Source organism: Helcococcus massiliensis, assembly GCF_900258485.1.
Lineage (GTDB): Bacteria > Bacillota > Clostridia > Tissierellales > Peptoniphilaceae > Helcococcus > Helcococcus massiliensis.
The window spans coordinates 305,245-316,458 of sequence record NZ_OGVE01000003.1 but is presented as its reverse complement, the minus strand read 5'-3'; the positions used below and the strand labels follow the sequence as shown (position 1 = coordinate 316,458).

Below are 11,214 nucleotides of genomic sequence, written 5' to 3'. Positions count from 1 at the left end.
AAGTAAATATGTGGTGGCAATGGCGAAAGGGATACACCTGTATCCATCTCGAACACAGAAGTTAAGCCTTTCAGCGCTGATGGTACTTGTCTGGAAACGGATTGGGAGAGTAGGACGCCGCCAAATATACAAGGTTAAGCTAGCTTTAAGGCTAGCTTTAACCAAATATTCCTGGGTAGCTCAATGGTGGAGCAATCGGCTGTTAACCGAGAGGTTGTGGGTTCGAGTCCCACCCTGGGAGCCATATGCCGGGGTGGCGGAACAGGCAGACGCACAGGACTTAAAATCCTGCGAAGGTTAAACTTCGTATCGGTTCGATTCCGATCCTCGGCACCATTTTTTTTAATAGCGCGGGATGGAGCAGCTTGGTAGCTCGTCGGGCTCATAACCCGGAGGTCGTAGGTTCAAATCCTGCTCCCGCAACCAAAAAAAGAAAGAACAGCTAAATATAGCTGTTCTTTTTATGTTTAAAATTTTCCGTGTGACTATCGTGTGACTACGAGTATATATTTTTAATATCCTACTCCACTTCCCTATAAAAATTATCCAAATATTCTTCCATAAACTTATGTCTTTCTTCAGTTATTTTTAAGCCTTCTTTAGTATTCATTAGGTCTTTTATTTTTAATAGCTTTTCATAGAAGTGATCTATAACTGTTGAACCCTTAAGATATTCTTCTTTATTAAGATCTCTTACCTGATTTTTATTTAGGTCATCGTACATATGATGACCTTTAGAACCACCATAGTAGAAGGTCCTGGCTATGCCAATGGCTCCAATAGCATCAAGTCTATCTGCATCTTGCACTATTTTTCCTAATAAAGATAGTTCTTTCTTTCCATCTATATTAGCTGAAAAAGACATGTTTTCTATTATATAGATTATTTCCTTTATTTGAGAATCTTTATAGTTGGATTCTTCTAGTAGGCCGATTAATTTATTTTTTTCTTTCTCTATATCATCAACCAATTTATAGTCTATTAGGTCATGGACCAAGGCTGCACTTATGATTATATTTTTATCTTCATCTGATATACTCATATTTTCATATATTTTTTTACAATTGTTTACTACTCTTTTTATATGTTGGTAATCATGGCCAGTTTTATCAGCTTCTAATTTATTTTTTACGTATGCTTCTACTTTTTTTATATCCATTATTCTTCCTTTCATAATTATTTTACCATATTTGCTGTTATTAATTTGTCTTTATGTTATATTTAATATAAAGGAAAGAGGTAAATATGGAAGCATTATTAAATATTGATTATACAATTGACTTTGTCGCTGAAGATGGAGCTTTGACAGCTGGAAAACCAGCACAAGATTTGGAAGAATATATAGTAAAGGTTACTAAAGAATTTTATGATAGGGGAGATTTTGTAGTTTTTGCAATTGACAACCACCATGAAAAAGATAAGTACCATCCAGAAACTGCTTTATTCCCACCACACAATATAGAGGGAGGTGAAGGACAAAAGCTTTATAGAGGTCTAGAAGACTTGTACCAAGAAATAAAAGACGAGGATAATGTTTATTATACTTTTAAAACAAGATATTCTGCCTTTGCTGGTACAGATATAGAAATAAAATTAAGAGAAAGAAATATCAATACAATTCATTTAGTAGGGGTATGTACAGATATCTGTATTTTGCATACAGCTATAGATGCTTATAACAAGGGATTTGAAGTTTATATTCATGAAAATGGCGTGCAATCATTCAATCCTGTAGGACACAAGTGGGCTCTGGAACATTTTAAAACTGCCTTAGGAGCTAAGGTAATTTAAAGAGAGGGCCCTCTCTTTTTTAAATAATTGCCAATCGTTTTCATTTATTATATAATTAATTTATAGACAAATATGGAGGAGGAAACTTTATGAAAAATTATGAGACTAAAAGGATTAGAAACCTAGCTTTGGTTGGCCACAGTGGAAGTGGCAAAACATCATTAATGGAAGCAATGCTTTATAAAGCTGGAGTAATAAATAAATTAGGAAATACAGAATCTGGAAATACAGTATCTGACTTTGATCCTGAAGAAATCTCTAGAAAGGCCTCAATAAGTTTATCAGTAGCTAGCTTAGAATGGAATGATAAAAAGATTAATATTATAGATACACCAGGTTATTTTGACATGGAAGGTCAAGTTAAATCCGCTTTAAAGGCAGCTGAAGCAGCCTTATTTGTTATAGATGCTCAATCCGGTATAGAAGTTGGTACTGAAAAATATTGGAAATATTGTGAAGAAATTCAATTACCAAGGATTATATTTGTAAATGGTATCGATAAGGAAGATGTAAACTTCAACCAAATAGTTGCAGACTTACATACACAATTTGGTAAAAAAGTAAGTCCACTTGCTTTGACTTTAGGTGATGGTGCAGCACCAGGATCAGGTAAAGAGTTCAAGGGCTTGATTGATGTTATTACTAAAGAAGCCTATGTTTATAATGGTTTTGGTAGGGAAAAGAAACTAGTACCAGAAATTAGACAATTAGAAGTAGAAGAAGTTTACAACCAATTAGCTGAAGTTGTAGCTATGACTGATGATGACTTGATGAATAAATTCTTTGAAGGAATAAACTTCACTACAGAAGAATTTTCAAAGGGTATCACAAGTGCTATGCTTTCAGGTGATGTAGTTCCACTATTAGTTGGTTCTGCTATAGAAGGTTATGGCGTTGACGAATTATTAGATATTATTTCCTACTATATGCCAGCTCCAAACCATCCAATGGCCCATGCTGGATTTAGAAATATAGATGGTGAGAATAGACCAGTTGATGAAAATGAACCATTCTCAGCTTATGTATTCAAAACATATATAGACCCATTTGTTGGAAAGATTTCCTTATTCAAAGTTTTATCAGGTAAGATTACTAAAGATATGACCTTATATAACAGTAGCAAGGACAAGGAAGAAAAATTTGCTGGACTATTTAGACTACAAGGTAAGAAGCAAATAGAAGTTGTTGAAGTCGTTGCAGGGGATATAGGTGCAGTTACCAAGCTTGAAGAAACTGAAACTGGAGATACACTAGCTGATAAAAACAATCCAATTGTATACAAGACAATCAAACAACCACAAGCATCTCTATCATATGCTGTAGTTGCTAAGACTAAAAAAGACGAAGACAAGATAGGTCACGCATTACAAAAGATAAGAGAAGAAGACACATCATTCACTTTTGAAAGAAACAATGAAACCAAACAATTACTGATTTCAGGTGTGGGTAATGTACAATTGCAAGTTGTAACAGATAAGTTAAAGAATAAATATGGGGTAGAGATTGATAGAATTCCTCTAAGAATTCCATATAGGGAAACAATAACCACAAACTCTGATGTACAAGGTAAGCACAAGAAACAATCAGGTGGTGCAGGTCAATATGGTGATGTATTTATCAGATTTGAACCAATTGAAGATGGCTTTGTATTTGAAGAAGAAGTGTTTGGTGGGGCAGTTCCTAAAAATTACTTCCCAGCAGTTGAAAAGGGACTTGAAGAATCCATGGAAAAAGGTGTGCTTGCTGGTTATCCAGTTGTTGGTATCAAGGCAACTCTTTATGATGGATCCTACCACCCAGTAGACTCAAATGAAATGGCATTTAAACTAGCAGCATCTACTGCCTTTAGAAAGGGTATGGAAGCAGCCAACCCAGTATTATTAGAACCTGTGATGCATGTAGAAATTACAATACCAGATGATTACCTAGGTGACATAATGGGTGATATCAATAAGAAACGTGGTAGAATACTTGGTATGAATCCGGTAGAAGGTGGAAGCCAAGTTGTTGAAGCTGAAGCTCCTTATGCAGAACTATTTGAATATGCAATCGACCTAAGGTCAATGACCCAAGGTAGGGGAACATTTAATATGGAATTTGCAAGATATGAACAAGTTCCTAGAGATCAAGCGGACAAGATAATTGAAGAAGCTAAGGCAGAATAGAAAAAATATTTAAAATATGAAAGGAGTCAGAAAATCTGACTCCTTTTTAAATACTAATTTTTCTCTATAATTGTTTTAATTGCTGCATGGATAGCTTGATACCTATCTTTATTTGATTTGGCGGCAAGGCAGCTTATTAAATATCTTTTACCATCTTTTTCATACAAGGCAATTAGATTGTATGAGGATGCCATGGTTCCTGTCTTTACACCCTTGATATACTGATTGTAATATAATGAATCTTTATCTAATAATTCATTGGTATTTTTCCAAGTGAAATCACCTTGGTTAGTCTTTATAGTAAAGCTACTTTGTCCTATACATTCTTTAACAAAATCATATTCAATAAGTTTAAGACTTACCCTGTTTACATCCTTTAAACTGGTGAAGGATTGGAAAGAAAAACCACTAGGATCAAAGAGGTCTGTATCATTGTAGCCTTCACTTTTTACATGTTTTTCTAGGTTTTCTACAAAATATTCTACATATTTTTCTGCGGTATGACCATCTCCTAGGTATTTCTTTCCGATATTATAAGCAAGGGCAAAGGCTGCATCATTGCCAGACGGAACAAGCATGGCCTGCATCAGTTGCTTAGCTGTATATTGACCAGTTTTTAAGTGGGCCAAAGAAGAGCCTGCAGGGACAAGCTTTAACGTCTCATCATTTACTTCCATCATATCATCTAAGTTTACTTTTGTAAGTGCATAATCAATTGCAAAAAGTTTAGCTAAACTTGCTACAGATGGTCCTTGCTTGCCACCTTCATTAAATAAATATTTTTCTTCATCTATATCATAGACTGAAAAAGAAAGGGCATCTTCTGGTACTTTTACATCTTTTGTATTTAGGATAAAGTCGGTCCTATCATTTAAAGCTCTAAAAATTCTAGACTGAAATATCCTATTCTTAAATAGGAAAAATACACTAAAAAGTATTATTAGAATTATAGATATAGCAATTAAAAATTTCTTTCTTTTATTATTTTTCATATTTCCTTCTATCTTGTTTATAACAATATATTATCCAATTCAGCTTCATTTAAGATAAGTATCTTACCCCTAGAAACTATTTTAATTATACCTTCTTCTTCAAATTGGTTTAACTTTCTTGACACGGTTTCTCTTGATATACCAGACAAGGATCCCAATTCTTCTTGGGTTATGTTAAATTCAATCATTATGCCATCCTCGCTTACCTTACCATAAAGGGACATAAGGTTTTTAAGTAGCTTAGCCAATTTTACATCTGTTGAGATAACTGAAAGTCTATCGATTAACTCTTCAGCCTTTCTGATTCTCTCAAATGATTGCTGGGCTACCATTAGCAAGAATTGTTGGTTGTGCTTTAACACCCTATCAACATCGCTAGAAGATATGGTTAGTACAATAGTCTTCTTCAAGGCGTAGGCGGTGTATTCATACATATCGCCAGATAGGATATTGTGGGCACCAACAAAGTTTCCAGGTTCATATATGTAAAGGATTTGTTCCTTTCCATCGGACATTATCTTTGATATCTTAATTTCACCAGCAAGGACAACAAACATTTTGCTGGCTGGATCATGGGTTCTAAAGATAACTTCACCCTTTGAATACTCTTGTATAAATATATTATTTTTTATAGAAAAATATTCCTCTTCTGACAGTAGAGACAAAAGAGGAATATCTTTATAATCAAATTTTTTATTGTCTTGATATTTATCCATTATAACCTCTCAGTTATATATTAACATTAAAGGTTAAATTTTACCAAGTTTTTCACGTGTATCTTTTCTACCAAGCAAGATAATATTTTTAGCTATCATAGCTTGTTCATTGGTCATAGCTTCTACACCCTCTAGAGGATACTTGAAGCCCAACTCCTTATATTTATCTACACCCATTGTATGGTAGGGTAGGACGTCAATTGCAGTTATATGGTCATAGTTACCTAAAAGTTGTCCTGTTTGATACAAGAAATCTTTATTGTAGGTAATCCTTGGCAGTATAACGTGTCTGATCCAAATTTCCATGCCATGGTCATCCATAAATTTCAAAAACTTTAGAATGTTTTCGTTTGAATGTCCGGTTAAGACCTTGTGTTGTCTTGGGTTTATGTGTTTTATATCAAGCATTACTAGGTCAGTAACTTCCATTAATTTTTCATATTGGGCCAAGGTTTTTGGATTATCTTCATTGAATAAAACCCCGCAGGTGTCAAGACATGTATGTATACCTCTTTCTTGACAAGCTTCAAATAAAGCTAAAACAAAATCCATTTGCACTGTTGCTTCACCACCGGATAGGGTAATACCTCCATCCTTTAGGAAAGGTCTATATTTTTCATAATCTTCTAAAACTTCTCTTACAGTGGTTTCTGTACCACCAAATGAAGCCCAAGTATCTGGATTATGACAATATAGGCATCTCATTGGACAGCCTTGTAAGAATAATACATATCTGACACCAGGCCCGTCCACTGTACCAAAGGTTTCTCTTGAGTGGACTAGGCCAACGGTATCTAGACTCATTATAATCCTCTATGGAAGGTACGTGAAATTACGTCGTCTTGTTGTTCTTTTGTTAATTTAACAAAGTTTACAGCATAACCAGAAACTCTAACTGTTAATTGTGGATATTTTTCTGGGTGTTTTTGTGCATCTAATAGAGTGTCTCTATTAAATACGTTAACGTTTAAGTGGTGTCCACCTTTTTCTACATAACCATCTAACATTGATACTAAGTTTTCTACTTGTTTTACGTCTGCCATTTTTCTCTCCTTTTTATTTTTTTTTATTTTTCTTTTTTATTTTATATTTTATTGGTCTGGATCAGCAATTGATTCTGTTGGTTGTTCGCAGGCATTTCCTACGCAGTTGTCAGTTGCTCTTTCTAGTACGAATGAATCTAAGTCCATTCCTTCTAAGTCTTCCATGTCTAATTCAATTTCGATATTGTCTAGGTCACCAGCAAATACCTTGTTGTCTTTACCTAAAGCTCCAGGTACGATTGAGAATGTGTTTGAAATACCATCTTGAGCATCTTTGTAAGGTATCTTTGCTACTGATGATAGGGAAGCTAAAGCTCCGTTTTCATCTCTACCATGCATTGGGTTTGCACCTGGTGCGAATGGTTCTCCAGCTCTTCTACCGTCTGGTGTGTTACCGGTCTTCTTACCATAAACAACGTTTGATGTGATTGTTAGGATTGATGTTGTTGGTACACCATTTCTATAAGTATGGTTTCTTCTTACCTTGGTCATAAAGTCGGAAACTATATGAGCAGCTATTTCATCAACTCTATCATCGTTGTTACCGAATTTTGGATAGTCGCCTTCTACTTCGTAGTCTACTACTAAACCATCTTCATCTCTAATTGTTTTTACTTTAGCATATTTTATAGCTGAAAGTGAGTCAGCAACTACTGAGAATCCTGCTATACCTGTAGCAAAGTATCTCTTAACATCTCTGTCATGTAGGGCCATTTCTATATTTTCATAAGCATATTTATCATGCATATAATGAATGACATTTAAGGTATTTACATAGATTTCAGCTAACCATTCGGTCATATCTTCATATCTTTCAAGTACTTCATCATAGTCTAAGTATTCTGAAGTGATAGGTCTGAATTTTGGACCGATTTGTTTCTTCATTTTTTCATCTACACCACCGTTGATAGCATATAGTAAAGCCTTAGCTAAGTTTGCTCTAGCGCCAAAGAATTGCATTTCTTTACCAATTCTCATAGCTGATACACAGCAAGCAATACCGTAGTCATCACCGTGAGTTTGTCTCATGATATCATCATTTTCGTATTGGATTGATGAAGTATCAATTGAAATCTTAGCACAGAACTTCTTGAATTCTTCTGGTAATTGTCTTGACCATAGGACAGTCATATTTGGTTCTGGTGCTGTACCTAAGTTTACTAATGTGTGTAGGTATCTGAATGATGTCTTTGTTACTAATGATCTACCATCTAAAGCCATACCTGCTAGAGATTCTGTTACCCATGTTGGGTCACCTGAGAATAGTGCGTTATATTCTGGTGTTCTAGCAAATTTAACTAATCTTAATTTCATGATGAAGTGGTCAATCATTTCTTGAGCTTCTTCTTCTGTGATTAGTCCTTCTTTTAGGTCATGGTCAATATAGATATCTAAGAATGTAGATGTTCTACCTAGTGACATAGCTGCACCATTTTGTTCTTTTACAGCTGCTAGGTAACCAAAGTATAGCCATTGGATAGCTTCTTTAGCATTTTGTGCTGGTTTTGATATATCATAACCGTAAATTTCACCTAATTCTTTTAATTGGTGTAAGGATCTTATTTGATCAGCTAATTCTTCTCTTAATCTGATGTTATCTTCTGTCATCAATTTTGGTAGGTCAGCTACTTGTTTGTGTTTGTCTTCGATTAGTAAGTCAACACCGTATAGGGCAACTCTTCTGTAGTCACCAATGATTCTACCTCTACCGTAAGCATCAGGTAATCCTGTAACAACTCCTGATTTTCTAATCAATCTCATTTCAGGTGTATAAACGTCAAATACACCTTGGTTATGTGTCTTTCTGTAATCTGTAAATATTTTATGTACTTCTGCATCTGGTTCATATCCATAAGATTCAGCTGCACCTTCAGCTACTCTTATACCACCAAATGGTTGGAATGATCTTTTGAATGGTTTGTCTGTTTGGAAACCTACGATTTTTTCTTTATCTTTATTTAGGTAACCTGCTCCGTGTGATGTGATAGTTGATACAATTGATGTATCCATATCAAGTACACCACCATTTTCTCTTTCTTGCTTTGTCAACTCCATTACTTGTTCCCATAGGTCTAAAGTATCTTGAGTAGGTCCTGCTAAGAATGTATCATCACCTCTATATTCTGTATAGTTGTTTAAGATGAAGTCTCTTACGTCGATCTCTTCTCTCCACTTTTTACCAGAGAACTTATCCCATATTGTCATTAAAGTATCCCTCCTTATGTTCTTTTGTTTTTATTTTAACATACTATCCTAAAAAAATACGTGATTTAAATCACATAAGCTATATAAATTGTATGTTTTTAACTACTTACACCATCATTATATATTAAAAGTAGACAAATAGAAAATAATAATGTAATTTTTTTGTAATTGTATTTTAAAAGTTAAAGATATATAATTGAGACGATAAAACAAATAATTTAAAGCGGAGGCTGAGATGAAAAAGAGAGTATTTTTATTATTACTACTTATTTCTGCTTTTTTAGTAGGATGTTCAGGTTCAAATAAAGTAAACACAGAAACTGGAACAGAAAGCCAAAAAGAAACACAGAAAGAAACTATTAAAGAGACAGAAAAAGAAACACAAAAGGAAACACGAAAGGAAACAGAGAAAGAGACAGAGAAAGAAACGGTTAAGGAAACTGAAAAAGAAACAGTTAAAGAGACAGAAAAGGAAACAGAAAAAGAAGCAAAAGATCCTAGCAAAAAATATGTGGCCCTTACCTTTGATGATGGCCCACACCCAACTAGGACAAAAAAACTACTAAATATTTTGGACAAGTACAATGTAAAAGCTACATTCTTTATGATAGGTAAAAATGCAAATGCATATCCAGCCTTAGTTAAGGAAGTGGCAAGCAAGGGTCATGAAGTGGCAAACCATTCTTACAACCATCCAAATCTTGCAAAGTTATCATATGATAATGTTATGAAGGAACTTACATCTACAGACCAAGCTATAATCAATAGTGGTGTACAAAAACCAAAATTTGTAAGACCTCCTTATGGAAGTTTCAATGATAATGTAAAGAAGGCCATCAAAAACAATGGACAAACAATGGTAAACTGGTCAGTGGATACTCTAGACTGGAAGCATAGAAATACTGCTTCAATAATGAAATTTGTAAAACAACAAGTTCATCCAGGGGCTATCATATTGATGCATGACATCCATGAAACATCTGTAGATGCTGTACCAAGTGTAATTGAATACTTGAAATCCCAAGGTTATGAATTTGTAACAGTATCGGATATATTGTAGTTTTAGGATAGATAAAAAGGATTATAAAACTTATGGATGGAATAAATTATTCTAACTTATTAATCGGATTAATAACTTTATTAATAAGTTATACTGTGCTAAAAATATTTAAGAAAAATAAAATTATTATTAATCTATCTTTAATTGTTTTGTTAGTTCTTGGTGCAGTTTTATTAAAGTCTAATGAAACTATGCAGATAATATTTGGATCTATTTTTGGTGCTGTTTTAATAAATATCATTGATTATTTTTATGATCAAAAAAAGAGATAGAACATAATATGTGACGAGGACAAAGATATGAAATACAGAATAAAAGGTGACAGTGATTTTCCACTAGTAGAAATTGATCTTGCAAGTAATGAAACCATCAAGATTGAAAGAGGGGCTATGGCCTACATGCAAGATGTAGATATAAAAGGAAAGATGAACTCAGGTGCAGGCGGAGGCCTATTGAGTGCCATAGGAAGAAGCTTGACCAGTGGTGAGTCTATGTTTATCACAGAAGCTACAGGTAAATCTAATGAAGCGGTCCTTGGCATTGCTCCAAGCACTCCTGGTAGGGTAGTTGCCATACAAGTAGGAGGTGCAAATCAATATAGGTTAAATACTGATGCATTTTTAGCTTGTGACTTAAGTGTTGACTATGTAATGAAAAAACAAAAGGTATCAGCAGCATTTTTTGGGGGAACAGGTGGTTTCTTCGTAATGGAAACAGAGGGAACAGGCGATTTGCTAGTATCAGCCTTTGGAGACATAATTGAACTTGAAGTGACTCCAGACAAGCCAGTCATAATTGATAATGAGCATGTGGTTGCCTGGGATTCATCATTAAATTATGATATTAGAATTGCATCTGGAACATTTGGTTTCAAAACTGGTGAAGGACTTGTTAACGAATTTACAGGTAGTGGTAAAGTATTTATACAAACTAGAACCCTACACAGTTTCGCTGACAAGATTAGTAGATTTATTCCTACAAACTAGAATATGATCTTAAAGGTGGTATTGCGAAAAATTTCGTAATACCACTTCTTTTTTTTGTGATTTTACCACAATTACTTGGTCTTGATTATGGAGGAGATTCAAATTTGTTTGTTGAGTTTTTGTATAATCTGCAGGTTGGGATGAGTGAAGATTGAATAATTTTGAAAATAAGTTTTAAAATCGCATTTTGTATTCTATACTTACGAAAATTCAAAAATTGTAAGTGTAAAAATCATTTTTCGACTTTTGTACTTAT

11 protein-coding genes, 3 tRNA genes and 1 rRNA gene are annotated in these 11,214 nt (G+C 34.2%); 9 read left to right on the top strand and 6 right to left on the bottom strand.

Translation table 11 applies throughout. From position 1 onward, the window contains the following. Positions 1-9 precede the first annotated feature (9 nt). From rrf to C4Q29_RS04740, 4 genes are all read left to right on the top strand, one after another. A 5S ribosomal RNA gene (gene rrf / locus C4Q29_RS04755) occupies positions 10-126 on the top strand. Positions 127-169: 43 nt separating this feature from the next. Then, a tRNA-Asn gene (locus C4Q29_RS04750) sits at positions 170-244 on the top strand. Between the two features lie 3 nt (positions 245-247). Next, positions 248-336 (top strand) — tRNA-Leu (locus C4Q29_RS04745). Between the two features lie 13 nt (positions 337-349). Next, positions 350-426, top strand: a tRNA-Met gene (locus tag C4Q29_RS04740). Between the two features lie 94 nt (positions 427-520). Here C4Q29_RS04740 and C4Q29_RS04735 read toward each other — a convergent pair. Further along, a complete protein-coding gene (locus tag C4Q29_RS04735) occupies positions 521-1,159 on the bottom strand; it encodes an HD domain-containing protein (RefSeq protein WP_159459216.1) in 639 nt (212 codons plus the stop codon). A gap of 86 nt (positions 1,160-1,245) precedes the next feature. Between C4Q29_RS04735 and C4Q29_RS04730 the strand changes: the two genes are divergently transcribed. Together C4Q29_RS04730 and fusA are read left to right on the top strand one after the other, a co-directional pair. After that, positions 1,246-1,791, top strand: a complete 546-nt coding sequence (locus C4Q29_RS04730; protein WP_103981662.1) for a cysteine hydrolase family protein — start codon at positions 1,246-1,248, stop codon at positions 1,789-1,791. Between the two features lie 89 nt (positions 1,792-1,880). Beyond that, positions 1,881-3,956, top strand: a complete 2,076-nt coding sequence (gene fusA / locus C4Q29_RS04725; RefSeq protein ID WP_103981661.1) for an elongation factor G — start codon at positions 1,881-1,883, stop codon at positions 3,954-3,956. Positions 3,957-4,009: 53 nt separating this feature from the next. Here fusA and C4Q29_RS04720 read toward each other — a convergent pair whose 3' ends face one another. The 5 genes from C4Q29_RS04720 to pflB are packed head-to-tail and all read right to left on the bottom strand — an operon-like array spanning position 4,010 to position 8,912. Continuing rightward, the gene (locus C4Q29_RS04720) at positions 4,010-4,948 is read right to left on the bottom strand and encodes a serine hydrolase (protein WP_103981660.1); all 939 of its coding nucleotides are present in this window, start codon (positions 4,946-4,948) and stop codon (positions 4,010-4,012) included. 17 nt (positions 4,949-4,965) lie between these two features. Beyond that, entirely contained in the window at positions 4,966-5,664 is a 699-nt protein-coding gene (locus tag C4Q29_RS04715; RefSeq protein ID WP_103981659.1) for a Crp/Fnr family transcriptional regulator, read from the bottom strand. Positions 5,665-5,697: 33 nt separating this feature from the next. Beyond that, positions 5,698-6,468: a pyruvate formate-lyase-activating protein gene (gene pflA, locus C4Q29_RS04710; protein WP_103981658.1), complete on the bottom strand. Its 771-nt coding sequence runs from the start codon at positions 6,466-6,468 to the stop codon at positions 5,698-5,700. Next, positions 6,468-6,707 carry an autonomous glycyl radical cofactor GrcA3 gene (grcA3, locus tag C4Q29_RS04705; protein WP_103981657.1) on the bottom strand — a complete coding sequence of 80 codons (240 nt, stop codon included), beginning with the start codon at positions 6,705-6,707 and terminating at the stop codon, positions 6,468-6,470. Before grcA3 ends, pflA begins: the two co-directional genes overlap by 1 nt. A 48-nt stretch (positions 6,708-6,755) precedes the next feature. Beyond that, positions 6,756-8,912, bottom strand: coding sequence for a formate C-acetyltransferase (pflB, locus tag C4Q29_RS04700; protein WP_103981656.1), 2,157 nt, complete (start codon positions 8,910-8,912; stop codon positions 6,756-6,758). A 235-nt stretch (positions 8,913-9,147) separates the two neighbouring features. Here pflB and C4Q29_RS04695 point away from each other — a divergent pair, with 235 nt between their 5' ends. The 3 genes from C4Q29_RS04695 to C4Q29_RS04685 are packed head-to-tail and all read left to right on the top strand — an operon-like array spanning position 9,148 to position 10,958. Continuing rightward, on the top strand, positions 9,148-9,972 hold the full coding sequence (locus tag C4Q29_RS04695; protein WP_103981655.1) for a polysaccharide deacetylase family protein: 825 nt from the start codon (positions 9,148-9,150) through the stop codon (positions 9,970-9,972). Between the two features lie 32 nt (positions 9,973-10,004). Continuing rightward, positions 10,005-10,244, top strand: a complete 240-nt coding sequence (locus C4Q29_RS04690; protein ID WP_103981654.1) for a hypothetical protein — start codon at positions 10,005-10,007, stop codon at positions 10,242-10,244. Between the two features lie 27 nt (positions 10,245-10,271). Then, on the top strand, positions 10,272-10,958 hold the full coding sequence (locus C4Q29_RS04685) for a TIGR00266 family protein (RefSeq protein ID WP_103981653.1): 687 nt from the start codon (positions 10,272-10,274) through the stop codon (positions 10,956-10,958). Positions 10,959-11,214: the final 256 nt, after the last annotated feature.

Bases quoted from the DNA above. Each gene is read 5' to 3' on its own strand.
- pflB (WP_103981656.1), bottom strand. From the start codon at position 8,912: ATGACAATATGGGATAAGTTCTCTGGTAAAAAGTGGAGAGAAGAGATC.
- grcA3 (WP_103981657.1), bottom strand. From the start codon at position 6,707: ATGGCAGACGTAAAACAAGTAGAAAACTTAGTATCAATGTTAGATGGT.
- C4Q29_RS04720 (WP_103981660.1), bottom strand. From the start codon at position 4,948: ATGAAAAATAATAAAAGAAAGAAATTTTTAATTGCTATATCTATAATT.
- fusA (WP_103981661.1), top strand. From the start codon at position 1,881: ATGAAAAATTATGAGACTAAAAGGATTAGAAACCTAGCTTTGGTTGGC.
- C4Q29_RS04735 (WP_159459216.1), bottom strand. From the start codon at position 1,159: ATGGATATAAAAAAAGTAGAAGCATACGTAAAAAATAAATTAGAAGCT.
- pflA (WP_103981658.1), bottom strand. From the start codon at position 6,468: ATGAGTCTAGATACCGTTGGCCTAGTCCACTCAAGAGAAACCTTTGGT.
- C4Q29_RS04715 (WP_103981659.1), bottom strand. From the start codon at position 5,664: ATGGATAAATATCAAGACAATAAAAAATTTGATTATAAAGATATTCCT.
- C4Q29_RS04690 (WP_103981654.1), top strand. From the start codon at position 10,005: ATGGATGGAATAAATTATTCTAACTTATTAATCGGATTAATAACTTTA.
- C4Q29_RS04695 (WP_103981655.1), top strand. From the start codon at position 9,148: ATGAAAAAGAGAGTATTTTTATTATTACTACTTATTTCTGCTTTTTTA.
- C4Q29_RS04685 (WP_103981653.1), top strand. From the start codon at position 10,272: ATGAAATACAGAATAAAAGGTGACAGTGATTTTCCACTAGTAGAAATT.
- C4Q29_RS04730 (WP_103981662.1), top strand. From the start codon at position 1,246: ATGGAAGCATTATTAAATATTGATTATACAATTGACTTTGTCGCTGAA.